The organism is Salinarimonas soli, assembly GCF_008386575.1.
GTDB classification, from domain to species: Bacteria; Pseudomonadota; Alphaproteobacteria; order Rhizobiales; family Beijerinckiaceae; genus Salinarimonas_A; species Salinarimonas_A soli.
Window position 1 is genome coordinate 137,450 of sequence record NZ_VUOA01000018.1, and the last position, 21,052, is coordinate 158,501.

25 protein-coding genes and 1 tRNA gene are annotated in these 21,052 nt (G+C 70.2%); 15 read left to right on the forward strand and 11 right to left on the reverse strand.

Translation table 11 applies throughout. The features are described 5' to 3' along the window. The first annotated feature begins 67 nt into the window (after window positions 1–67). The 4 genes from purF (at window position 68) to F0L46_RS08865 (ending at window position 3,728) form a co-directional block, all read left to right on the forward strand. Window positions 68–1,543, forward strand: a complete 1,476-nt coding sequence (gene purF, locus F0L46_RS08850; protein WP_149816760.1) for an amidophosphoribosyltransferase — start codon at window positions 68–70, stop codon at window positions 1,541–1,543. Window positions 1,544–1,547: 4 nt separating this feature from the next. Beyond that, entirely contained in the window at window positions 1,548–2,291 is a 744-nt protein-coding gene (locus tag F0L46_RS08855; protein ID WP_149816761.1) for an SDR family NAD(P)-dependent oxidoreductase, read from the forward strand. Window positions 2,292–2,646: 355 nt separating this feature from the next. Further along, window positions 2,647–3,012, forward strand: coding sequence for a CidA/LrgA family protein (locus tag F0L46_RS08860; protein ID WP_149816762.1), 366 nt, complete (start codon window positions 2,647–2,649; stop codon window positions 3,010–3,012). Further along, entirely contained in the window at window positions 3,009–3,728 is a 720-nt protein-coding gene (locus tag F0L46_RS08865) for an LrgB family protein (protein WP_149816763.1), read from the forward strand. The genes F0L46_RS08860 and F0L46_RS08865 overlap by 4 nt, the downstream gene beginning before the upstream one ends. On the opposite strand, the gene F0L46_RS08870 is transcribed toward F0L46_RS08865, so the two are convergent. Next, window positions 3,729–4,967 (reverse strand): NAD(P)/FAD-dependent oxidoreductase, encoded by a 1,239-nt coding sequence (locus F0L46_RS08870; RefSeq protein ID WP_149816764.1) that lies wholly within the window; start codon window positions 4,965–4,967, stop codon window positions 3,729–3,731. Window positions 4,968–5,090: 123 nt separating this feature from the next. Between F0L46_RS08870 and F0L46_RS08875 the strand changes: the two genes are divergently transcribed. From F0L46_RS08875 to solA, 3 genes are all read left to right on the forward strand, one after another. Continuing rightward, window positions 5,091–6,059 (forward strand): hypothetical protein, encoded by a 969-nt coding sequence (locus F0L46_RS08875; RefSeq protein WP_149816766.1) that lies wholly within the window; start codon window positions 5,091–5,093, stop codon window positions 6,057–6,059. A gap of 94 nt (window positions 6,060–6,153) precedes the next feature. Beyond that, entirely contained in the window at window positions 6,154–8,448 is a 2,295-nt protein-coding gene (locus F0L46_RS08880) for an NADP-dependent malic enzyme (protein WP_149816767.1), read from the forward strand. A gap of 346 nt (window positions 8,449–8,794) precedes the next feature. Then, window positions 8,795–9,964, forward strand: coding sequence for an N-methyl-L-tryptophan oxidase (gene solA, locus F0L46_RS08885; RefSeq protein ID WP_149816769.1), 1,170 nt, complete (start codon window positions 8,795–8,797; stop codon window positions 9,962–9,964). A gap of 2 nt (window positions 9,965–9,966) precedes the next feature. Here solA and F0L46_RS08890 read toward each other — a convergent pair whose 3' ends face one another. The 4 genes from F0L46_RS08890 to F0L46_RS08905 form a co-directional block, all read right to left on the reverse strand. Further along, window positions 9,967–10,272, reverse strand: a complete 306-nt coding sequence (locus tag F0L46_RS08890) for a hypothetical protein (RefSeq protein WP_149816770.1) — start codon at window positions 10,270–10,272, stop codon at window positions 9,967–9,969. 201 nt (window positions 10,273–10,473) lie between these two features. Further along, window positions 10,474–10,881 carry an acyl-CoA thioesterase gene (locus F0L46_RS08895; protein ID WP_210247626.1) on the reverse strand — a complete coding sequence of 136 codons (408 nt, stop codon included), beginning with the start codon at window positions 10,879–10,881 and terminating at the stop codon, window positions 10,474–10,476. After that, on the reverse strand, window positions 10,878–11,561 hold the full coding sequence (locus F0L46_RS08900) for an HAD family hydrolase (RefSeq protein ID WP_149816772.1): 684 nt from the start codon (window positions 11,559–11,561) through the stop codon (window positions 10,878–10,880). The genes F0L46_RS08895 and F0L46_RS08900 overlap by 4 nt, the downstream gene beginning before the upstream one ends. Before the next feature lie 69 nt (window positions 11,562–11,630). Continuing rightward, window positions 11,631–12,377: a Crp/Fnr family transcriptional regulator gene (locus F0L46_RS08905; RefSeq protein ID WP_240539921.1), complete on the reverse strand. Its 747-nt coding sequence runs from the start codon at window positions 12,375–12,377 to the stop codon at window positions 11,631–11,633. 315 nt (window positions 12,378–12,692) lie between these two features. Here F0L46_RS08905 and F0L46_RS08910 point away from each other — a divergent pair, with 315 nt between their 5' ends. Beyond that, complete coding sequence (locus F0L46_RS08910) at window positions 12,693–13,970, forward strand: cation:proton antiporter (protein ID WP_149816773.1); 1,278 nt, start codon at window positions 12,693–12,695, stop codon at window positions 13,968–13,970. A gap of 52 nt (window positions 13,971–14,022) precedes the next feature. Here F0L46_RS08910 and F0L46_RS08915 read toward each other — a convergent pair whose 3' ends face one another. Further along, on the reverse strand, window positions 14,023–14,601 hold the full coding sequence (locus F0L46_RS08915) for a hypothetical protein (protein WP_149816775.1): 579 nt from the start codon (window positions 14,599–14,601) through the stop codon (window positions 14,023–14,025). Window positions 14,602–14,817: 216 nt separating this feature from the next. Between F0L46_RS08915 and F0L46_RS08920 the strand changes: the two genes are divergently transcribed. Together F0L46_RS08920 and F0L46_RS08925 are read left to right on the forward strand one after the other, a co-directional pair. Then, window positions 14,818–15,054 carry a hypothetical protein gene (locus tag F0L46_RS08920; protein ID WP_306461770.1) on the forward strand — a complete coding sequence of 79 codons (237 nt, stop codon included), beginning with the start codon at window positions 14,818–14,820 and terminating at the stop codon, window positions 15,052–15,054. Beyond that, a complete protein-coding gene (locus tag F0L46_RS08925) occupies window positions 15,054–15,638 on the forward strand; it encodes a tyrosine phosphatase family protein (protein WP_149816819.1) in 585 nt (194 codons plus the stop codon). Before F0L46_RS08920 ends, F0L46_RS08925 begins: the two co-directional genes overlap by 1 nt. 9 nt (window positions 15,639–15,647) lie before the next feature. On the opposite strand, the gene F0L46_RS08930 is transcribed toward F0L46_RS08925, so the two are convergent. The 4 genes from F0L46_RS08930 to F0L46_RS08945 all read right to left on the reverse strand — a co-directional run bounded on the left by F0L46_RS08930 (window position 15,648) and on the right by F0L46_RS08945 (window position 16,836). Next, the gene (locus F0L46_RS08930) at window positions 15,648–15,941 is read right to left on the reverse strand and encodes a hypothetical protein (protein WP_240539922.1); all 294 of its coding nucleotides are present in this window, start codon (window positions 15,939–15,941) and stop codon (window positions 15,648–15,650) included. Between the two features lie 6 nt (window positions 15,942–15,947). Then, window positions 15,948–16,253 carry an ETC complex I subunit gene (locus tag F0L46_RS08935; protein WP_149816777.1) on the reverse strand — a complete coding sequence of 102 codons (306 nt, stop codon included), beginning with the start codon at window positions 16,251–16,253 and terminating at the stop codon, window positions 15,948–15,950. 33 nt (window positions 16,254–16,286) lie between these two features. After that, window positions 16,287–16,363, reverse strand: a tRNA-Pro gene (locus tag F0L46_RS08940). A gap of 176 nt (window positions 16,364–16,539) precedes the next feature. Next, window positions 16,540–16,836 (reverse strand): DUF6894 family protein, encoded by a 297-nt coding sequence (locus F0L46_RS08945; protein WP_149816778.1) that lies wholly within the window; start codon window positions 16,834–16,836, stop codon window positions 16,540–16,542. Between the two features lie 765 nt (window positions 16,837–17,601). Here F0L46_RS08945 and F0L46_RS08950 point away from each other — a divergent pair. The 3 genes from F0L46_RS08950 to F0L46_RS08960 all read left to right on the forward strand — a co-directional run bounded on the left by F0L46_RS08950 (window position 17,602) and on the right by F0L46_RS08960 (window position 19,068). Further along, window positions 17,602–17,850: a hypothetical protein gene (locus tag F0L46_RS08950; RefSeq protein ID WP_149816780.1), complete on the forward strand. Its 249-nt coding sequence runs from the start codon at window positions 17,602–17,604 to the stop codon at window positions 17,848–17,850. 142 nt (window positions 17,851–17,992) lie between these two features. Continuing rightward, the gene (locus tag F0L46_RS08955; protein ID WP_149816782.1) at window positions 17,993–18,274 is read left to right on the forward strand and encodes a hypothetical protein; all 282 of its coding nucleotides are present in this window, start codon (window positions 17,993–17,995) and stop codon (window positions 18,272–18,274) included. A 425-nt stretch (window positions 18,275–18,699) separates the two neighbouring features. Then, window positions 18,700–19,068, forward strand: coding sequence for a hypothetical protein (locus F0L46_RS08960; RefSeq protein ID WP_149816783.1), 369 nt, complete (start codon window positions 18,700–18,702; stop codon window positions 19,066–19,068). A 293-nt stretch (window positions 19,069–19,361) separates the two neighbouring features. On the opposite strand, the gene F0L46_RS08965 is transcribed toward F0L46_RS08960, so the two are convergent. Continuing rightward, a complete protein-coding gene (locus tag F0L46_RS08965; RefSeq protein ID WP_149816785.1) occupies window positions 19,362–19,931 on the reverse strand; it encodes a hypothetical protein in 570 nt (189 codons plus the stop codon). 192 nt (window positions 19,932–20,123) lie between these two features. Here F0L46_RS08965 and F0L46_RS08970 point away from each other — a divergent pair, with 192 nt between their 5' ends. Next, window positions 20,124–20,414, forward strand: a complete 291-nt coding sequence (locus tag F0L46_RS08970; protein ID WP_149816786.1) for a hypothetical protein — start codon at window positions 20,124–20,126, stop codon at window positions 20,412–20,414. 136 nt (window positions 20,415–20,550) lie between these two features. Continuing rightward, a complete protein-coding gene (locus tag F0L46_RS08975) occupies window positions 20,551–21,045 on the forward strand; it encodes a CAP domain-containing protein (RefSeq protein ID WP_188311899.1) in 495 nt (164 codons plus the stop codon). The last annotated feature ends 7 nt before the right edge of the window (window positions 21,046–21,052 follow it).

Below are 21,052 nucleotides of genomic sequence, written 5' to 3' on the forward strand. Positions count from 1 at the left end.
TGGCACCCCCGCGCCGCGGGATTACCTGAGCCAAGGCGCGCCCCCTCCGGCTGCGCAGGGATGAGCCATGAGCAACCGCAGCGACACCTGGTCCGACCTCGAGCTCGACCTGGACGGCGACACGCTCCGCGAGGAATGCGGCGTGTTCGGCATCTTCGGCCATCCTGACGCCGCCGCGATCACGGCGCTCGGCCTGCACGCGCTCCAGCATCGCGGGCAGGAGGCGGCCGGCATCGTGAGCTTCGACGGCAGCCGCTTCCATTCGGAGCGCAAGCTGGGCCTCGTGGGCGATTCGTTCTCCGACCGGGGCACCATCGAGCGGCTGGAGGGCACCTCCGCCGTGGGCCACGTGCGCTATTCCACGACGGGCGAGACGGTTTTGCGCAACGTGCAGCCGCTCTTCGCCGAGCTCGACGTGGGCGGCTTCGCGGTCGCCCATAACGGCAACCTCACCAACGGGCTGACCCTGCGCCGCGACCTCATCCGCGACGGCGCCATCTGCCAGTCGACCACCGACACGGAGGTGATCGTCCACCTCGTGGCGCGCTCGCGCAAGGGCGGCGTCGTCGAGCGCTTCGTCGACGCGATCCGCCGGATCGAGGGCGCCTATGCCCTCGTGGCGCTCACCAACAAGAAGCTCATCGGCGCCCGCGATCCGCACGGCATCCGCCCCCTCGTCATCGGCGAGCTCGACGGCCGTTACATCCTGGCCTCCGAAACCTGCGCCCTCGACATCATCGGCGCCCGCTTCGTGCGCGACGTGGAGAACGGCGAGGTGGTGGTGATCACCGATGCCGGCATCGAATCCCTGCGCTTCGCCCCGCCCCAGGCCGAGCGCCCCTGCGTCTTCGAGTACATCTACTTCGCCCGGCCCGACTCGGTGGTGAACGGGCGCAGCGTCTATGCCGCCCGCAAGGCTTTCGGCGCGGAGCTCGCCCGCGAGGCGCCGGCCGACGCCGACGTGATCGTGCCGGTGCCGGACTCCGGCGTCCCGGCGGCGATCGGCTTCGCGCAGGCCTGCGGCGTGCCCTACGAGCTCGGCATCATCCGCAACCATTATGTCGGCCGCACCTTCATCCAGCCGACCCAGTCCGTGCGCGAGCTCGGCGTGCGGCTGAAGCACTCGGCAAACCGCGCCGTCGTGGAGGGCAAGCGCATCGTCCTCGTGGACGACAGCCTCGTGCGCGGCACCACCTCGGTGAAGATCGTGCGCATGATGCGCGAGGCCGGCGCCCGCGAGGTGCACTTCCGCATCGCGAGCCCGCCGATCACCCACCCGGACTTCTACGGCATCGACACGCCGGAGAGGGAAAAGCTCCTCGCCGCGACGCATGACCTGGAGGGCATGCGAGCTTATATCGGCGCGGACTCGCTCGCCTTCCTCTCCGTGGAAGGCCTCTACCGGGGCTTAGGGTGCGAGCGGCGCAACCCGGCGCGGCCGCAATTCACGGATCACTGCTTCACGGGCGACTACCCGACCGCGCTCACCGATCTAACCGTGGCGACCCCGCGCAAGCTCGCGCTCCTCGCCGAGGCCGACTGACCCCATGACCGACAAGCCCCTCGCCAACCGGATCGCCGTCGTCACGGGCGCGTCGCGCGGCATCGGCCGCGCCGCCGCCCTCGCGCTCGCAGGCCAGGGCGCCCATGTCATCGCGCTCGCCCGCACCCAAGGGGCGCTGGAGGAGCTCGATGACGAGATCCGCCGCGCCGGCGGCGCCGCGACGCTCGTGCCCGTGGACCTCAAGGATTTCGACGCCCTCGACCGCCTCGGCGCCGCGATCCACGAGCGCTGGGGCCGGCTCGACATCCTCCTCGGCAATGCGGGCCTCCTCGGCGAGATCGCGCCGGTGACCCATGTGGACCAGCCGGTCTGGGACGCCGTGATGGCCGTGAACGTCACCGCCAACTGGCGCCTGATCCGCTCCCTCGACCCGCTGCTGCGCGCCTCGGACGCCGGCCGGGCGATCTTCGTCACCTCCGGCGCGGCCCACAAATGCACCGCCTATTGGGGCCCTTACTCCGTCTCCAAAGCGGCGCTCGAAGCCCTCGTGCGCACCTACGCCAACGAGACGCTCAACACGCCGATCCGGGCCATGCTCCTCAATCCCGGGCCCTTGCGCACCAACATGCGCCGCGCCGCCATGCCGGGCGAGGATCCCACGACCCTGCGCACGCCCGAGGACCTCGCTCTCCACATCGTGCGCCTCGCGTCGCCCGCCTGGACCGAGACGGGCAAGATCTACGATTTCCCGACCGACCGGCTGCTCACGCCGCAGATGCCGGCGTAACGCGCGCTCCCCCCTCCCATGGGGAGAGGGGCCGGGCGCGAGGGGTTGGACAGAAAACCAGCTGTTTCCAACCCCAGTGATCCCACACTTCCCCCTCGTCCTGAGGTGCCCGCCGAGGCGGGCCTCGAAGGGCGCTCCAGAGGTCTCCCGAAAGCTGTGGCAGGCGTGGTGCGTGCTTCGAGACGCGCTCTTCGAGCGCTCCTCAGCATGAGAGGGAGATAACTGGATCAGCGTGGTGCCCCCTCACCCCCGGCCCCTCTCCCCATAGGAGAGGGGAGGTCGAGAGCCCCTGGCGTTCTCCATCCCTTTGCACGCACAGTGGGGCACCGGGCCGATGCCCCTCCGGAGCCCCAGCGTGCTGCGCCCTCTCGTCCTCCTTATCCTGCTCCAATTCATCGGCGAGGCGCTCGCGCGGCTTGGCGGCATCCCCATCCCAGGGCCGGTGATCGGCCTTGCCCTCCTGGCGCTCGCGGCGGGAATGGTCCCGCGCCTCTTCTCCGAGGTTGAGGCGACGGCCGACACGATCCTGCGGCATCTGTCGCTTCTGTTCGTGCCGGCGGGCGTGGGCGTGCTCCAACATCTCGGCCTGATCCGACGCGAGGCCCTGCCCATCGTCGCGGTCCTCCTGCTGTCGACCCTCCTCACCCTGCTCGCCACGGCGCTCACCTTCGCTTGGCTCGCGCGAGACGAGGACGCGCCGCGGGGGAGCGACGAGCCGTGAGCGGTGCACCGGCCGCCTCGTTCTGGGTCTATCTCTCCACCTCGCCCCTCTTCTGGCTCGGGCTGACGCTCGGCGCATACGTGGCGGCCGACGCGGCGTCCGCCCGCACGGGCCGGCATCCGGTGGCGAACCCCGTCCTGATCACGATCGCCCTCGTGGGAACCGTGCTCCTCGGCACCGGCACCGACTACGCCACGTATTTCGCGGGCGCGCAGTTCATCCACGTGCTGCTCGGGCCGGCCACCGTGGCGCTCGCCATCCCCATCGTGCGATACCGGGCCGAGATCCGGCGCAACCTCGTGCCCCTGCTCGCCGCCCTGATGGTGGGGTCGACCACGGGCGTGCTGAGCGCGGTGGTGATCGCGAAGGCATTCGGCGGCAGCGCCACGCTCATCGCGTCGGTGGCGCCGAAATCCGTGACGGCGCCCATCGCCATGGGCGTCGCCCGCGAGATCGGCGGCCTGCCGGAGCTCACGGCGGTGCTGGTGATCGCCACGGGAATCACCGGCGCCGTCCTTGTGACGCCGCTGATGAACCTGCTCAGGATTCGAGACTGGCGCGCCCGCGGTTTCGCGGTGGGGCTGGCCGCGCACGGCATCGGCACCGCGCGGGCCCTCCAGGTGAACCCTGTGGCCGGCGTCTTCGCCGCGCTCGCCATGGGGCTCAATGGCCTCGTGACAGCGATCCTGGCGCCGATCATCGCGCGGATGATTTGATCAGAACCGGTCCGCCCGGTAGGGCTTCGGGTCCGTGAAGGGCCGCTCGCCCGTCATCATCTCGGCGAGCAGCCGGCCCGTCACGGGGCCCAGCGTGAAGCCGTGGTGGTTGTGGCCGAAGGCGAACCAGAGGCCCGGATGGCGGGCGGCGGGGCCGATCACGGGGCGCATGTCGGGCAGGCAGGGCCGCCGGCCCATCCAGGGCTCCGGGTCGACACGCGCGCCCAGAGGAAAGATTTCGCGCGCGGCAGGCTCGGTGCGCTCGATCTGGACGGGCGTGGGTGGTGCGTCGCGGTCGGCGAACTCGGCGCCGGTGGTGAGGCGGATGCCGCGCGACATGGGCGCGAGCACGAAGCCGCCATCCGTGTCGAGGACCGGATGGTTGAGCACGGCGTTGCCCGCCGCCCGGTAGTGCATGTGGTAGCCGCGCTTGACCGCGAGGGGGATGCGGTAGCCCAGGGGGCGGAACACGTCGTCGGCCCAGGGCCCGAGGGCCAGGACGGTCTCCCGCACCTCGAGCGGGCCGTCCTCGCCCTTGAGCGTCCAGGCGCCGCCGTCCTGGGAGAGGGTGCGCGCGTCGCCGTGGACGAAGCGCCCTCCCCGCTTCACGAACAGCTCGGCATAGCCCTTCGCCACCGCGCCGGGATCGGGAACGGTGGCGGGGTCGAGCCAATGGATGCCGCCGATGATCACGTCCTTCAGGTGCGGCTCGCGCGCGAGGAGCGCGCCTTGGTCGAGGACGTCGAAGCGGATGCCGTAGGAATCGAGCTTGCGGGCCTCCTCGACGCCGTGCGCGAAATGGCGCTCGCTGCGGAACGCCTTGATCCAGCCGGTCTTGCGCAGGAGGGGCTCGATGCCCGCCTCCGCCATGAGCGCCTCGTGCTCCACCACGGAACGCTCGATGAGGGGGAGCATGGCCTTGGAGGCGAGGGCGAGGCGGCTCGGGGACGAGTGCCACCAATATTGCGCCAGCCACGGCGCCACTTTGGGCAGGAACGAGACGTGGTAATGCGCCTCGGCCGAGCGATTGAGGCTGTAGCGGATCATGGAGGAGAGCTCGCGCGGGAACGCGTAAGGGGTCACGCTCGCCCGCTCGATGAGGCCGGCATTGCCGTAGCTCGTCTCCTCGCCCGCGCCGCGGCGGTCGAACAGCACCACCGAGCGGCCCCTGGCCTGGAGATGAAGCGCGACCGAGACGCCGACGATCCCCGCCCCCAGCACCGCCACGTCCGCCTTCATGCGCCCCGTCCTTTGTTCTTGATATCCTCCCTCAGATAGTGAGGGTGCGGGGGCACCGCAGCAACATCTTCGACGCACCCCTGTCCTGCGCGCCGCGCCGAGCACGCCCCTGCCGGAAGCCCCATGACCCCGCTCACGACCTTTCTCTCGCTCATCGGCCGCTATGGCACCCAGGGCTTCGCGGTCAGCATCTTCCTGGGGCTCGCCCTGCCGCAATTCGCGGCGGCCGCGCGTCCGCTCCTGCCGATCACGATCTTCGTCTTCACGATGATCACCTTCGCGCGGGTCGACTCCGCAGCGCTGAAAGAACTGATCCGCCGGCCCGCGCCCTTGGGCCTCGCCTGTCTCTGGCTCGTTGCCGCTCCCGTGGCCCTGGTGCTCGCGGTGGTCGCCGTGGTCGGGCGTGGCAGCATGGATCCGGGGCTCCTCCTCGGCCTTGCCATCATGGCGGCGGCGCCGCCGATCATGTCGGCAGGCGCGGTGGCGCTCATGCTCGGCCTGCAGCCCACCCTTCTCATCACGGCGGTTCTCGTCACCACGCTCGCGGCACCCGTGGTCTCGCCGGTGGTGGCGGAGTTCGTGGCCGGCGGGGCGGTGCCGCTCGATCTCGCCGTGCTCATCCGCCGTCTCGTGATCTTCATCGGCGGCGCGCTCGCGGCCGCCATGGCCCTGCGCTGGTGGCTCGGCGAGGCGCGTATCCGCGCCAACAAGGCGAGCTTCGACGGCCTGGGCGTCGTGATGTACTTCCTCTTCGCCATCGCCGCGATGGACGGCGTGCTCGCGGCCATGATCGCGACGCCCGGGCGCGTGGCGGGCTTCCTCGGCGTGGCCTTCGCGATGTCGTTCATGGGGTTCCTGAGCGCCGAGCTCGTCCTGCGTCCCCTCCCCCGCTCCGACCGCTTCGTGCTCGGCTACGCCACGGGCCAACGCAACATGGGCCTCCTCATCGCGGCGCTGGGCGCCGCCACGCCCGACACCACGTTCCTCTACTTCGCGCTCGCCCAGTTCCCCATCTACCTCATGCCGCAGATCGTGAAGCCTCTCGCGAACCGGCTTCGCGCGGCGGCGCCCGTCCCGTCCCGCGGAACGTGAGGCGGGGGGCGACATTCATGCGCAATCGTCCGGGTTGACGCGCTCTGGAGCCGGGACCACAAGCGCCGCAGGTCAGTCGGGGAAGGTACGCATCATGAGCGGCAGCTCGAACGGAAACGTCTCGCAGGATCTGAAGTCCGGCGCGCTCGTCTATCACCGCCTCCCCCGGCCGGGTAAGCTCGAGATCCAGCCGACGAAGCCGCTCGGCAACCAGCGCGACCTGGCGCTCGCCTACTCCCCCGGCGTCGCCGCCGCCTGTGAGGCGATCAAGGCCAATCCCGCCGAGGCGGCCGATCTCACGATCCGCCAGAACCTCGTGGCCGTCGTCACCAACGGCACGGCGGTGCTGGGCCTCGGCGACATCGGCCCCCTCGCCTCGAAGCCCGTCATGGAAGGCAAGGCCGTCCTCTTCAAGAAGTTCGCCGGGATCGACGTGTTCGACATCGAGGTCGACCAGAAGAACGTCGAGAAGCTCGTCGACGTAGTGGCGGCCCTGGAGCCGACCTTTGGCGGCATCAACCTGGAGGACATCAAAGCGCCCGAGTGCTTCGAGGTCGAGGAGCAGCTGCGGGCGCGGATGAACATCCCCGTCTTCCACGACGACCAGCACGGCACCGCCATCATCGTCGCCTCCGCGGTGCTCAACGCCCTGGAGCTCGCGGGCAAGCGCCTGCCCGAGGTGAAGATCGTGACCTCGGGCGCGGGCGCCGCGGCGCTGGCCTGCCTCAACCTCCTCGTCTCGCTCGGCGCCCGGCGCGAGAACATCTGGGTCACGGACCTGGAGGGCGTGGTCTACGAGGGCCGCGAGAAGCTCATGGACCGCTGGAAGTCGGTCTATGCGCAAGCGACCGACGCCCGCACGCTCGCCGACATCATCCCCGACGCCGACGTGTTCCTCGGCCTCTCGGCGGCCGGCGTCCTGAAGCCCAACCTCCTGGAGCGCATGGCCCCCCGGCCCCTAGTCCTGGCGCTCGCCAACCCAAACCCGGAGATCATGCCCGAGGAGGCCGAGCGGGTGCGCCCGGACGCCATGATCTGCACCGGGCGGTCGGATTATCCCAACCAGGTCAACAACGTCCTCTGCTTCCCCTACATCTTCCGTGGCGCGCTCGACGTCGGTGCCACCTCCATCAACGAGGAGATGAAAGCGGCTGCCGTCAAGGCGATCGCGGCGCTCGCCCGCGAGACGCCGTCCGAGGTAGTGGCGCGCGCTTATGGCGGTGAGGCGCGGCCCTTCGGGCGCACGTCGCTCATCCCGAGCCCCTTCGATCCGCGCCTGATCCTGCGCATCGCACCCGCCGTCGCGAAGGCGGCGATGGACACGGGCGTGGCGACCCGGCCGCTCGCCGACCTGGAGGCCTACGCCGAGTCGCTCACGCGCTTCGTGTTCCGCTCCGGCTTCATGATGAAGCCGCTCTTCGCCAAGGCGAAGGAGAACCCGAAGCGGGTCATCTACGCCGAGGGCGAGGACGAGCGGGTCCTGCGGGCCGTGCAGGTGGTGGTGGAAGAGGGCATCGCCCGACCGATCCTCATCGGCCGTCCCGCCGTGGTGGAGGCGCGCCTCAAGCGCTTCGGGCTGTTCATGCAGCCGGGAACCGACTTCGAGCTCGTGAACCCCGAGGACGATCCGCGCTACCGCGACTATGTCGGGACCTATTGCGAGGTGGCGGGCCGCCGGGGCATCACCCCCGACGCGGCGCGCACCCTGGTGCGCACCAACTCGACCGTGATCGGCGCCCTCGCGGTTCGGCGCGGGGACGCGGACGCCCTCATCTGCGGGTTGGAGGGGCGGTTCAACTCCCGCCTCAAGCACATCCAGGACATCATCGGCTTCGCGCCCGGCGCCAAGCAGTTCGCCGCGCTCTCCCTGATGATCACCTCGAAGGGCGCCTACTTCCTGGCCGACACCCACGTCCAGCCGGACCCGAACGCCCAGGAGATCGCCGACATGACGATCGCCTGCGCCGACCACGTGGTGCGCTTCGGCGTGACGCCGCGGATCGCGCTCGTGAGCCACGCCGATTTCGGCGCCGCAGACACGTCCTCCGCCCGCAAGATGCGCGACGCCCTGGAGCTGATCCGGGCGCGCGCGCCGAAGCTGGAGGTCGACGGCGAGATGCAGGCCGACACGGCGCTCTCCGAGATCATCCGAGAGCGCGTGTACCCGCACTCGCGCCTCAAGGGCGAGGCGAACGTCCTCATCATGCCGAACCTCGACGCCGCGAACATCGCCTACCAGCTCACGAAGGTGCTCGCCGACGCGCTGCCCGTGGGCCCGATCCTCATTGGCCCGGCGCGCCCCGCACACGTGCTCACGCCGTCGGTGACGGCGCGGGGCATCGTGAACATCACGGCGGTGGCGGTGGTTGAGGCGCAGGCGGGGGTCTAGAATGGAGATGGCCCCCGCTCCGGGGCGAACGGTGCCGGGGTGCGAACGCACCTCCAGGACCGGCCACTACGGGCGGGGGCCAATGAGGCTCCAGACGGGCGCTCGCATCGTCAGGCGAGCGCGGGAACGGACCGGGCCGGAGTACATCCGTCCGCAAACCACGGTCCCATCGGCAGCCGGCGGTGACGCCCGCCTCTGCCGAAGTCCACCAATATCCGCTGGATAGGGCTGATATGGGGGCCAACGGCCGGATTGCAAGGGCGGAAACGGCCGTTTCGGTAGCCTTGCGGAGCGCCGGGCGAGGGCATTAGGCTCGTCCCTCGATGCAAGCCGAGGCGGGAATCCCATGGTGATCTGCGACGTCGCCGTGATCGGGCTTGGGGCCATGGGAAGCGCCGCGGCCTATCACCTGGCCCGACGCGGCAAGCGGGTGGTCGGCATCGAGCAGTTCGAGCCCGGCCACGACCGGGGCTCCTCGCACGGCGAGAGCCGCATCATCCGGCTGGCCTACTTCGAGCACCCGTCCTACGTGCCCCTCCTGCGCCGCGCCTACGCCCTCTGGCGGGATCTCGAGCGCGCGTCCGGCGAGGCCGTCATGACGATCACGGGGATCCTCGAGGCGGGCCACCCGGGTTCGGCCGTGGTCGAGGGCTCGCTCAGCGCATCGAAGATCCACGACCTCACGCACGAGGTGCTGGACGCCCGCGAGATCGGCCGCCGCTTCCCGGCCTTCCGGCTTCCCGAAGGCTGGTCCGGCGTCTTCCAGCCGGACGGTGGGTTCCTGCGGCCGGAGCTCGCCATCCGGCTCCACTGCGCCGGTGCCCGCGCCGCAGGCGCGGATCTGCGGGTGAACACCCGGGTTCTCGGGATCGAGCCGACCGGGGCCGGCGTACGGGTCGTCCTGGACGACGGCACGATCGTCGAGGCGGGCGCGGTGGTCGTCGCGACGGGCGCCTGGATGGCGGACCTCATGCCGAGCCTGACGCCTCATCTGCGGCTCACGCGGCAGGTGCTCGGCTGGTTCGAGCCCCGGCAGCCGGAACTCTTCGCGTCGGCCCGCTTCCCCGTCTTCATCGTCGAGTCCGAGCAGGACGCGATCTACGGCTTCCCGGATTTCAAGGGCACGGGCGTGAAGGCCGCCTCGCATATGGCGGGCGAGGTCCTGACCTCGGCGTACGCGCAGCGCCCGGGCGACGCCGCCGACGAGGCGCGGATCCGGGACAGCCTCGAGCGCCTCATCCCGGCCGCGAACGGTCCGTTGCGGCGCATGCAGCCCTGCATCTACACGCGCACCCTGGACGAGGACTTCGTCGTCGACCTGCACCCCGGCGACCCTCGCATCGTGGTCGCCTCGCCCTGCTCGGGCCACGGCTTCAAGTTCTCCAGCGCCATGGGCGAGGTGCTGGCGGATCTGGCGCTGAAAGGCGGCACCGATCACGACATCTCGCGCTTTCGGATCGACAGGCTCCTGGATCAGGGCGGCGCACGAAGCGCGGCCGCGCCGCTAATGGCCTGAGGCTAGCGGCAGATGCTGACGCGGCGCACGATCCACCCCGTGCCGTCGACCCACAGGCGCTTGCGCATCCGGGAGCAGCTCATGTCGTCCGCCTCGGCGACGCTGCCCGGATCGACGGTGAAGGCCCGCATGGTGGCCGGCGCCGCCACCTGGATCGCCGGCGGCGAGGCCTCGGCGGGCGGGTAGGACGTGATCGCGACGAAGCCGGCGAGCAGCAGGATCGTCGCCCATACGCCCCGGCGCCGCGCGAGCGCCGGCCGAGCATCCGACCCGCCTTCCGGTTTGTAAGCCCCCTCGCCGCACTGCATCGTGACGCTCTCCAGATGTCGCAGAGCAACCTCTAGGGCCCGTCAATTGAGATTGGCTTATGATTCAAAGTTGAGGCAAAGTTACGATGATCGTCGACTTGCGCCGCAAGGTAGGCGCCATGCCGTTCTCTCGTCCTGCCGTAGGGTGATCGCCCTCGACATCTTTCGTTCATCATGCCGTGTCGCGAACAGCGAACGACGTCAGCCCGCGTTCGGCCTGTCGTCGCGGGGCAGGTCGCGCGGTTTCCCGTGCTCGTCGATGGCCACGAAGGTGAACGTCCCCTCCGTGACCTTCTCGCCCGTCAGGCCCGCCCGCTCGCGCGCCCAGGTCTCGATGTGGACGGTGACGGAGGTCGCGCCCTTGTGGGCCAGGGTGCAGTAGCAGGACACCTCGTCGCCCACGGCCACCGGGCGCAGGAACTCCATGGCCTGGATCGACACCGTCGCGACCCGCCCGGCGGCGACCTGCGCCGCGAAGGTGGCGCCCGCAAGGTCCATCTGGGAGACGGTCCAGCCCCCGAACATGTCGCCGCTCGGGTTGGCGTCGCGCGGCATGGCGATGGTGCGCAGGCTCAGGTCTCCAGCGGCTTCAGGCGGCTTTCGGCTCATGGCAGCATTCCGGCGAGCGGGGTTTCATCGAAGCGGCGCAGGAGATCGGCGGGATCGCGATAGACGGCGATGCAGCCTGCGGAGCGGAGCGCCTCCTCGGGGAAGCCGCCGCACAGGACGCCGACCGATCTCACGCCCGCCTTCCGGGCCGCCTCCGCGTCGTATGGCGTGTCGCCCACCACGACGGCCTCCCCCGGCTCGACGTCCCGCAGCCGTGCGAGCGCCGCCTGGAAGATGTCCGGATAGGGCTTGGAGCGTTCGGCGTCGTCGGACGAGGTCGCGTCGTCGACGAGGTCCGCGATCCCGGCGATCTCCTTGTAGCGCTCCACCTCGTCCGCCTTGCCCGAGGAGGCGAGGACCGCGCGCCGGCCGGTCGCCCTGATGTGCTCGAAGAGCTCGCGCACGCCCGGGAAGGCCTCGGCTTTGTGCATGTAGTCGCGGGCGAAGAGGTCTGTGCGGAAGTGCTGGATCCGCTCGGCGTCCCGCTCGATCCGGTCGGGCGGCAGAAGTCCCAGCAGGAGCTGGTCGCCTCCCTTGCCGATCTGGAGGCGCATGTCCTCGAAGGGCACCTCGACCCCGAAATGCCGAAGCGCCTCGACCCATGCCTCGGCATGGAGGTCGACGGTGTCGATGAGGGTGCCGTCGACGTCGAAGATGACGGCCTTTGGATGAGGGGGCATGGCGGGTCCGGGCTCGGGGAGCCGTTCAACGCCACCGGCCAACCCTGGTTCCGCCCCGCAGCCGCCCGCTCAGCGGTCGAAGTGGGTCGGGTCGAGATGCAGGTAGCTCGGGTCGAACTCGCCGACCTGCTTGAGCCCGGCCCAGTCGAGAACCGTCAGGACCCCGCCCTCCCACTCGAGAAGTGCGTCGCCGCGCAGCTCCTGCAGGGTACGGTTCACGTGGACCGTCGAGAGGCCGAGGGCGTCGCCGAGCTCGGTCTGGGTGATCGGCAGCGGGCTGCGGTTGCCGTCGACGAGGTCCACGGCCGTCAGGCGGGTGACCATCTCGCAGAAGAGATGGGCGATGCGGGTCTTCGCTGAGCGCCGCCCGATGCCGAGCATCCACTCGCGGAAGATCGCCGCATCGATGAGCGTGTCACGCCAGAACACGTCGGTGAGGCGGGGATGACGCCTGAGGAGGTCCCGTAAGTGATCGTGCGCGATGAAGGCGAGGGTGCAGGACGTGATGGTCCCCAGGCTGTGGTCCATCGTCTTCAGGTGCAGCGTGAGGATGTCCGGGATATCGCCCGGCGTATGGAACGCGAAGATCTGCCGCCGCCCCGTCTGCGTGAACTTGTAGCGGCAGGCGAACCCGTCGAGCAGCAGGCAGCAATGGGACGGCCGGTCGCCCTCCCGCACGATGTCCTGGTCCGCGCGCGTCTCCTGCACCCGCATCGGCAGCGCGAGGAGCGCCTGCCGCTCGGCCTCGGTCAGGTCGGTGATGCTCTCGAGCTTCTGAACGAGACGACGAGCGAGCGGCGCGGGGGGGCTGGGCAAGGCAGGCTCCAGGAACACCGGGGCCTCATCCCAAAGATGACGCAAGGGGTCATTATCCTGGTTTAACGGCCGTTCCCGGAGCGACGTTTCGGCTCGCGCAACGTCAGTTCCCGAGGCCTGCCGGCCGGCTGCATGCGGCCGAAACAGGCGTTTCGAGCCCCTCGTGCGAGCCCTCCCGTTCGGCGACGCCCAGCCTCGGTGGACGACCTGGAACCCGGCCCGGCTCGGCCGTTGAACAACGGGTGGGCTTGAGCGTTGCCCCGAGGCGGCGTCCCGATCGGCTTCGCCCGTCCCAAAGCCGATCCCGGGTCGAGCATGGATCCCTACATCGTCGTCCTGGCCGGCTTCGGCGCGCTCGTGCTGCTCACGGCCTGGCTTCCCATGGTGCTCAAGGAAGCGCCGCTCTCCCTCCCCATCGTCTGCGTCGGCATTGGCGCCGCCCTGTTCGCGATCCCCGGGCTGCCCGGCACCACGCCGCACCCGGCGGATCACCTTGCGGTCGTCGAACGCTTGACGGAGTTCGTCGTCATCATCTCGCTGATGGGAGCGGGCCTGAAGATCGACCGGATCCTGGGATGGCGGAGCTGGAGCGTCACGTGGCGCCTGCTCGGCATCTCCATGCCGCTCACCATCGCGCTCCTCGCGGCGCTCGCCTATTGGCTGCTCGGCCTTGGCGCCGCGACGGCGCTCCTGCTCGCCGCCGCCCTCGCCCCGACCGATCCGGTGCTCGCGAGCGACATCCAGGTGGGCCCGCCCGATTCCGGGGAAGAGGACGAGACGCGCTTCGCGCTCACCTCCGAAGCCGGGCTCAACGACGGCCTTGCCTTCCCCTTCGTGCACGCCGCCATCGCTCTCGCCCTGGTGGCGCAGACGGGCGAGCCCTGGCTCGCGAAGTGGTTCGGCGTGAGCGTCGTCTGGAAGCTCGGCATGGGCGTAGCGGCGGGGTACGCCATCGGACGGGCGCTGGGCTGGCTCCTGTTCAAGATCCCGAACCGGGCCAAGCTGTCGCGCACCGGTGACGGGTTCGTGGCGCTCGGCATCACGGCGCTCGCCTACGGGCTGACCGAGATGGTGCACGGCTACGGCTTCCTCGCCGTCTTCGTGGCGGGGCTCGCGCTCCGCTCGGCCGAGCGCTCCCACGCCTACCATGAGAAGCTGCACGACTTCGCCGAGCAGCTGGAGCGCCTGCTGATGATGGCACTGCTCGTCCTGTTCGGGGGCGCCCTCACCGACGGCGGCCTCCTTGGCGCGCTGACCTGGAGCGGCGCCGCCTTCGGCCTGCTCGCGCTGTTCGTGGTGCGGCCCCTGACCGGCTGGATCGGTCTTGCAGGGACGAACTGCCCGGCCACCGAGCGGGCGGTGATCAGCTTCTACGGCATCCGCGGCATCGGCTCGGTCTATTACGTGGCCTACGCCCTCCAGAAGGGGGCGTTTCCGGGCGCCGACGTCCTGTGGAGCACGCTGGCCTTCATCGTCCTCGTCTCGATCATGCTGCACGGCGCGACCGTGTCGCCGGTGATGCGCTATCTCGACTGGCGGCGGAAGAAGGGGGTGACCCGCCGGGAGGCCGCCGAGCTGGAATCGGCCGCCTGACCGGGGTGCCGCGGCCGGAGCGTCCCCGCTCCGGCCGCTTGGACTCGCGCCCTCAATAGTTCCGGGCGTGATAGTAGCCGCCCATGCGGCCGTGCGCCTCGCCCGACCGGTAACCGGCGTTTCGGTAGCCGGCGCTCCGGTGCGAGCGCACGCTCACGCGGCGATAGGAGTGCCCGTCGCGATAGACGACGCGGCGCGCATGGGCACGGCGCGGGCCGACGTAAGCCGTACGCACCGCCGTGCGACGAGGCGCGACATAGACGGTGCGGGCCGCGACGGGCTCGCGGATCACGGTCGTGCTCGTCGCCACGGGATAGCCGGCCTGCGCGTAATAGACGGGACGGGCCGGAGCATAGGCATAGGTCGTGCCGTAGACCGGGACGCCGACGAGAGCGCTCGCCACCGTGCCGATCGCACCTGCGGTTCCGGCGACGGCGCCGGCGACGAAGCCGACCGGCGCGCCGACCACGGCCCCGACCGGGCCCGCCACCGCGGCGCCCTGAACTGCGCCGGCGCTGGTGCCCGTCACGGCACCCGTGATCGGATCCGTGGCGACCAGCACCTGGGCCGACGCGCTGCCCACGAAGGCCAGGGACAGAAGGGTGGCTGCAAAGGCTGTCTTGCGAATCATGTCGCCTCCTTTTGGCAGGGGTCCGGCAAGGACCCTCCGAGTGGGGGCAACGCGAGCTGACGCCGATTGTTCGGCGGCGCGGCGCCAACCCTCCCGACAGCCGTGCGAAGGGGAAACGTGGGCGTAACGGCCGCTCCCCATGCAACCGGCGATCTCTTGCGGCCACGCTTGAGCTGCCCCATGATCGGAACAAACCACGAACATGAGCCCACATCCATGACGTTGTCCCCTGTCGAGGCGATCGCCGCCGCTTACGTCCAGGAGTCCGGCGGGGATCCGGAGGAGGCGCTCCGGGCGGCCATCGCCGACGCCCTGGCCGATCTCACCGAATGGGAGCGGCGGACGCGCCGGGCCGAGCGCCTGGTGTCCCGGGGCTATGCGCGGGGGCTGGTCGGGGGTGGCATCGCGGACCATGGCGAGACCGGCGGGCGCGTGTTAAAGCCCGCTCCATGATGCACCCTGTCTCCATCCACATGCTCACCATCTGCGGGATCGAGGAGCTGCCCGGCCATCGCGACCGGGCGGTCTCCCACGTCCTGTCGATCATCGATCCCGACTGGCCGGACCCGGAGGCCTTCACGGCCTATGACCCGCACCACCGGACGCTCCTGCGCTTCCACGACATCATCGACCCGCTGCCGGGCCAGGTGATGCCGCGGCGCGACCACGTCGAGGCGGTTCTCCAGTTCGGCGAGGATCTCGCCCGCAGCCGCGACGAGCGCACCGAAGGCCATCTTCTCGTTCATTGCCACATGGGCATCTCCCGCTCGACCGCCGCCATGACCATGCTCATGGCGCAGGCCCAGCCCGAGGAGAGCGAGGACGCCCTGTTCGCGCACCTTGCGGAGATCCGGCCTCAGGCCTGGCCAAACTCCGTGATGATCGCTTTCGCCGACGACATGCTCGGGCGCAAGGGACGCCTCACGGAGGCCCTGCGCCGCCATTACGGCCGCCGGGTGCGCCAGGAGCCGGGCTTCGCGGAGGCCATGCGGCGCCTGGGACGGGCGCGCGAGGTCGAGATGGCGGTCGAGAGCTGAACGAGCCGGCTAGCGGGGGCGGGCGGCGCGAAGCCGCTCCAGCTCCTCGCGCGCGGTGCGCTCAAGCGCATGGCCCGGATGGCGGGCGATGAAGAGCTCATAGGCCGCCACCGTGCCCGCGGCCCGGGCGGCATCTAGCTCCTCGCGGATGGCGACATCGCCAGGCCTTGCCGGTGCGGCGGCGGGACGGGACCCGGGGGGCGAATGGCTCATGGCCGGACCGTCCGCGACGAGGAATGCGATGACCGCAGCCCCGAACAGGCCGGCGAGGCTCCGTCCGGGCACGGCGGTGCGGGGCGCCATCGGACCCTAGTGGGTCCAGGGCATGGTGCGGTTGTACTTGAAGTTGTCCGCATAGGCGATCGTCTTGCGGGTCGCCTCGCGCGGCTCGTCCACCCGGAAGGGAATGCCGTTGCGCGAGCAATAGGCGATCGCCTCCTCTTTCGAATCGAAGGCGAGGCGCAGCTGCTGCTTGGTGTCGGACGTGCTCGTCCAGCCCATCAGCGGCTCCACATGCCGCGAGCCGTCGTGATCGAAGACCAGCATCCACTGCTTGGTGCGGGCGGTGCCGGACATCGTCGCGCCCTTCGATGGCTTGAAGATGCGTGCCGTCATGCCAATCCTGCCTGTCCTGCGACATTGAACCGATGGTCGGGGCGGCCGGATTCGAACCAGCGACCCTCTGCTCCCAAAGCAGATGCGCTACCAGACTGCGCTACGCCCCGACGCCCCGAAAGGCCTTCGTGAGGTAGGGGTTTTGCCGTTCGGGCGCAAGACGGATCTCCTGCGGCCGAACGGGACGGGCAGCCAGGACGGGCATCGTCGGGACCGTCGGAGAGCCACTAGGCACCGCCCTCCAGACTGCCTCGGCGCTCACCGCGCCCTGGGCGGCGCCTCGCGGTCAAGCTCCAGGTGCGTGCGCCTCCTGCTGACCGTGCCCGAACGTCGCGAGAACGCGCGGCTTTCGGCAAGCCAGATCGAGCAGCTCGTCGAAGCCGATCACGTCGACCTGCCGCCCGTCCCCGTCCTGGACCGTGACGAGCCAGGCGCTTAGGTCGGTGATTGGGAAGCGGAGAAGCACTTCCAGAGCAACGTCGGCCGCGCGGTCGCTCAGATCGGATTCGAGCTCGATCATGTGACCGGTTTCGTCGACGACGAGATCGGTACCATTGGTGCAGTGGAAGCGATACGCACACATGAGACACCTCAGGCCAGCCCCCGACGTGTCTTCGACTTCTTGGCGTCTACGAAGTTCCGAGCATTCCGGCTCGTCAAATCTTTCCGGGGCAAAGCTCCCCGCTATCCTCGTTTTCCACAGGAGCGGCCGGTGTCGCAGACCCACGCCGCCCCGGAACGACGAAAGCCCCGCCACCCGGGCAGGGGTGGCGGGGCCTGTGGGGTGCCGAGCCAGGAATGGACGGCCGGTCCGGCAAAGCGGATCGTGCGGTCGCGGGGTTAATGAAAGGTTCTCTCCAACGAGAAAAGCCCCGCCGGCGCGAGCCAGCGGGGCGAGGTGGGTACCGGATGAGATCGGTACGCCGAGACCGTAGCCGCGTGTTCGGCCGGGCTCATCCACCGAATGGTGGAGATCGTCGCTTCTCCCCTCCCGGCTTGTGGCGCGCCTCGAGCCTTTTCGTCCGCCCGCGCAGGTCCTCGCCCTCGTCCTCGATCTCTTTCGGCCGGTTCAGGCTGGCGTGCTGCCGGGCACGAAACCCGCCACCTGCCGGGGCAGCACGACCGCGACGTGGCGCACGAGGGCTGCTGCGACGGCGGGCCGATCCCATGGTTGCGCGGCGTGGGGACCACGCCCGCCGGGGCACCGCCCTGGCGCCAGCGAGGCGCATCGAGGATCGCCGGGTATGAAAAGCCCCCGAAGCGGGTCTCGGAAGGCTGGGGAGCGTCAGTCCGCGCCCTGGCGGATGTCACGCTGGCGTGCTTTATGGCGGTCCGAAGGACTCCCGCCATGATGAAGACCATCTACGTCGTGCAGCTCTTCGAGCTGCGCCGGAAACGTCTCGTGCCCACGACGAAGGTCGAGGCCCGGGACGAGAACAACGCCCGCATGAGGGCCGAGCGCCAGATTGGCTCGAAGCCTGGCGCCGTCGTGCTCGCGATCACGCTCGACACCGAGACGGGCGAGGTCGAGACGACGAAGCTCGTCGCGCGATACGGCGAGACCCCCGACGACCTCGATCAGATGCTCGGAGGATAGATTGCCCCCGCGGCGATGCGTGGCCGCGCCTCAGGTCGGCGGTGATCGCGCCGGCCCGTCGATCAGGCGTTTCGAAAAGCCGAATGGATCGGTGCGGCCGCGATGGCCGTTGCCTCCCAGGACGTGTCAGGAGAACCCACCCATGACCCGCATGCTCATCCTGCTCCCAGCCCTGGCGATTCTCGCCGCCCCGGCCGCGATCTCGGACGCCGCGGCGGAGGGCATCTCCCGCAGCGAGGCCCGGGCGATCTCGCGAGGCGAGGTCCGTCGCTCCAACGACAGCGAGCGCGCCCTTCGACGGCTCGGGGCCACACCGGGAGCGCAGTCCCAGCCCGTGATCACGGCACCTTCGCAAACCGGGTCGTCCAACGGTGGCGGCGGCTACCGCGCCGGCAGCGGAACGATGGTCGTGCCGAACCGGTGAGAGCCGGCCGACATCGCCTTAACCTCGAGCGGCTCCGCCGGTGGGCTTCAGCACCGTAAGACCGTGGATCAGGCAACGCGTCGGCAGCGTTCGACGCAGGTTCGATCCGCGCATTCTGGCATGCTACCCGGTCGCCGTTGCGGGCTTCGCCTCGGTCGAGATCCTGCTCATGCCAGCTACATCCAATGCGAAGAGGCGGCGGCGGAACCAGCGCAAAAAGGGGCGATGCCACGTCCGTCGTGGGTCCGCCGAGATCGGATCAGGCCCATGCGGGCCGGCAACATGCCCGCCTGGAACCGGACAGCTGGGACGACGTCACCCACCTCGACACCTGGAAGGGCCTGTAGCCCGGCCCCGGCGGGGGAGGCTCCTGCTCGCTTGTCGCGCACGTCACCGCGCCAGACCGACCGCGCATGAGATGAGCCATGCCTGAACCCACAGCCGGATCCTGGGAGTTCGGCGCGATTCGCGAGGGCGAGTGGGTGCGGATCGAGGTCACCGCGACGACCACGAGCGGAGAGCCGGTCACGATCCTGTTCCACGTGTCGCCCGACGAGGCGCTTGCCATCGCGCAGGTCACGGCGGATGCGGGCGGTGGAGCGATCGACCCGCAGGCAGCCGCGCCCAGGGAGGCTCGGCCTTCGGCCGCGCCCTCGACGGCGCCGACGAGGGCCTCTGCCCGCGCGCAAGGTTTTACGGGCGACGCATGCACCGTCTGCGGCTCGTTCACCCTTGTGCGAACCGGGACATGCGTGACGTGCCAGTCGTGCGGCAACAATGCGGGGTGCGGGTGACGGGTGAACGCCGGTTCGCGGGTCCCCTCTGTACTCAGCATGGACGAGGCGGCGGCCGTGCTCGGCATCAGTGCGGCAATGAAGCCGGAACGTTCCGGGGGCCACCAGTTACAGAGGCCTGAGCCCTGTCCCAAGGCAGATGCGCGGCCTGGGTGCGCTGCGGCCGGACGCCCCGGAAGCTTCCTGGGACGCAGCGCTCTCGGCGCTGCGATGCAAGCCCGATCCGGCATCGCGCCAGCGTCCGGGAGAGGGCGCGCCTTCTCCCGGACCTACCGACCGAAATCCGGTTCCGTCTACTTCGGCATCAGGTTCCGGGCCTCGGTGACCGCGCTCGTGCAGCCCCGGTCGCCCGCGGCGTTGAGGTCGACGGCACGCTGGAGCGCCGTCTTGGCTTGGGACGACTTGTCGGCGGCCGCAGCCTCGGGCGAGGCCGTGCCGCGCGAGGCCTGAACCGCGGTGGTGGGAAGCCCCTCCGACTGCCGCCGAACGTCCTCGGCCGAGGTGGCGATCGAGCCGCTGGCGATCCCGCCGCCCGTGCCCGTTCCGGTCGCGGCCGTCGCCGGCCCCGCGACGCCGCCCACCGTTCCCGGCGAGCCGCCGGCAGTGCGGGAGGCCCCACCCGGCTGGGCGCGGTCCGTGGAGCTTGTGGCGCCGGGCTCCGCGGCACCCTGCCCGACCTGGGCGGGAGCGGGCGTCTGCCCGCGATCGGGCTCGGACACAGGCGCTCCGAGGCCGACCTGGCTGCCGAGCTGGCGTTTGAGGACCGCGATATCGTCGTCGCAGGGTCCGGCGAGGACCGCGACCGGCGCGAGGCCGAGTGCGGCGAAGGCGAGTGCGGCGCAGCCCAGTTTCCTTGGCGTCATCTTATCTCTCCCTGTCAACGGCGTTGACGTGGAGCTAACGCGCGAGCCGCGGAAAGAGGCATGCTCACCGACGAAGCCCACCTCACGCCATGAGACAATCCGTCCGGCGTCCTGAGCTCTGCCCGGGAAACGTTGCGCACGGGATCGGCGTTGAAGCGGATCATTCCACGGCACGGATCCGGCGAGACCACCATGAAGGCCCTCATTCCCCTGGCGCTTCTCGCCAGCATCGGCACCGCTGCGGCGCAGCCCCGGCTGTCGACCACTGAAATCCCGTGCGGCCAAGCCCGTGCTCTGGTTGGCAGGCAAGGCGCCATCGTCCTTGGGACGGGCGGCCCGACCTACGATCGGTTCGTGCGCGACCAGGGTTTCTGCGAGCGCGACGAGACGATCCGGCAAGCCTTCGTGCCGGCGCTCGACACCCCGCAATGTCCCGTCGGCTACCGCTGCATCCAGCCCGAGCGGCGACGCTTCCTGGACTGACGCGCGAGCTGTCGATCCTGCGCGAGGGATGGTGGAGAGGCACGGCGTCCAAAGCCGCAGGGAGGGGCGCCATAATTTCGCCCCAGCCGAGCGGTTCGGAGGCGCGCGGCGCCATTGCCGTTCAACACGGAATCCCATGTTTCGCATCCCCCTCGCGGCCGCGCTGCTCGCGGTCGCCCTCAGCGGCTGCGGCAGCATCCTGCCTGCCAGCATCTCGTCCGCACCCGCCACCGGACCCGTCACCACGGACGTCGACGGAGGCCAGGCGGCGGCGCGGGCCGTGACGGCCTACCGGCAGTCTCGCGGCTTGTCGGCTGTTCGCATCGACCCGACGCTCACGCAGGTGGCGGAGCACCAGGCTGCGGTGATGGCCCGCACCGGCACGTTCTCGCACGAGGTCGGCGGGGCGCTCCCCACCCGGCTGCGGCAGTTCTCCGTGCGCCACCGGACGGCGGCTGAGAACCTCAGCGCCGGGGCCGTGAACGTGGATGAGGTAATGCGCCGCTGGCAGGCCTCGCCCGGCCACAACGCTAACCTGCTGATGCCCGAAGCGACGCGGATCGGGTTCGCCCAGGCGAGCACGACGAACGGCCGTTTCAAGCGCTACTGGGTGATGGTGCTCGCCGACTGAGGCCGGC

Excerpts from the sequence above, each read along its gene's own strand:
- purF (WP_149816760.1), top strand. The coding sequence starts at position 68 with ATGAGCAACCGCAGCGACACCTGGTCCGACCTCGAGCTCGACCTGGAC.
- F0L46_RS08855 (WP_149816761.1), top strand. The coding sequence starts at position 1,548 with ATGACCGACAAGCCCCTCGCCAACCGGATCGCCGTCGTCACGGGCGCG.
- F0L46_RS08870 (WP_149816764.1), bottom strand. The coding sequence starts at position 4,967 with ATGAAGGCGGACGTGGCGGTGCTGGGGGCGGGGATCGTCGGCGTCTCG.
- F0L46_RS08875 (WP_149816766.1), top strand. The coding sequence starts at position 5,091 with ATGACCCCGCTCACGACCTTTCTCTCGCTCATCGGCCGCTATGGCACC.
- F0L46_RS08880 (WP_149816767.1), top strand. The coding sequence starts at position 6,154 with ATGAGCGGCAGCTCGAACGGAAACGTCTCGCAGGATCTGAAGTCCGGC.
- solA (WP_149816769.1), top strand. The coding sequence starts at position 8,795 with ATGGTGATCTGCGACGTCGCCGTGATCGGGCTTGGGGCCATGGGAAGC.
- F0L46_RS08890 (WP_149816770.1), bottom strand. The coding sequence starts at position 10,272 with ATGCAGTGCGGCGAGGGGGCTTACAAACCGGAAGGCGGGTCGGATGCT.
- F0L46_RS08895 (WP_210247626.1), bottom strand. The coding sequence starts at position 10,881 with ATGAGCCGAAAGCCGCCTGAAGCCGCTGGAGACCTGAGCCTGCGCACC.
- F0L46_RS08900 (WP_149816772.1), bottom strand. The coding sequence starts at position 11,561 with ATGCCCCCTCATCCAAAGGCCGTCATCTTCGACGTCGACGGCACCCTC.
- F0L46_RS08910 (WP_149816773.1), top strand. The coding sequence starts at position 12,693 with ATGGATCCCTACATCGTCGTCCTGGCCGGCTTCGGCGCGCTCGTGCTG.
- F0L46_RS08915 (WP_149816775.1), bottom strand. The coding sequence starts at position 14,601 with ATGATTCGCAAGACAGCCTTTGCAGCCACCCTTCTGTCCCTGGCCTTC.
- F0L46_RS08920 (WP_306461770.1), top strand. The coding sequence starts at position 14,818 with ATGACGTTGTCCCCTGTCGAGGCGATCGCCGCCGCTTACGTCCAGGAG.
- F0L46_RS08925 (WP_149816819.1), top strand. The coding sequence starts at position 15,054 with ATGCACCCTGTCTCCATCCACATGCTCACCATCTGCGGGATCGAGGAG.
- F0L46_RS08930 (WP_240539922.1), bottom strand. The coding sequence starts at position 15,941 with ATGGCGCCCCGCACCGCCGTGCCCGGACGGAGCCTCGCCGGCCTGTTC.
- F0L46_RS08935 (WP_149816777.1), bottom strand. The coding sequence starts at position 16,253 with ATGACGGCACGCATCTTCAAGCCATCGAAGGGCGCGACGATGTCCGGC.
- F0L46_RS08945 (WP_149816778.1), bottom strand. The coding sequence starts at position 16,836 with ATGTGTGCGTATCGCTTCCACTGCACCAATGGTACCGATCTCGTCGTC.
- F0L46_RS08950 (WP_149816780.1), top strand. The coding sequence starts at position 17,602 with ATGATGAAGACCATCTACGTCGTGCAGCTCTTCGAGCTGCGCCGGAAA.
- F0L46_RS08955 (WP_149816782.1), top strand. The coding sequence starts at position 17,993 with ATGACCCGCATGCTCATCCTGCTCCCAGCCCTGGCGATTCTCGCCGCC.
- F0L46_RS08960 (WP_149816783.1), top strand. The coding sequence starts at position 18,700 with ATGCCTGAACCCACAGCCGGATCCTGGGAGTTCGGCGCGATTCGCGAG.
- F0L46_RS08965 (WP_149816785.1), bottom strand. The coding sequence starts at position 19,931 with ATGACGCCAAGGAAACTGGGCTGCGCCGCACTCGCCTTCGCCGCACTC.
- F0L46_RS08970 (WP_149816786.1), top strand. The coding sequence starts at position 20,124 with ATGAAGGCCCTCATTCCCCTGGCGCTTCTCGCCAGCATCGGCACCGCT.
- F0L46_RS08975 (WP_188311899.1), top strand. The coding sequence starts at position 20,551 with ATGTTTCGCATCCCCCTCGCGGCCGCGCTGCTCGCGGTCGCCCTCAGC.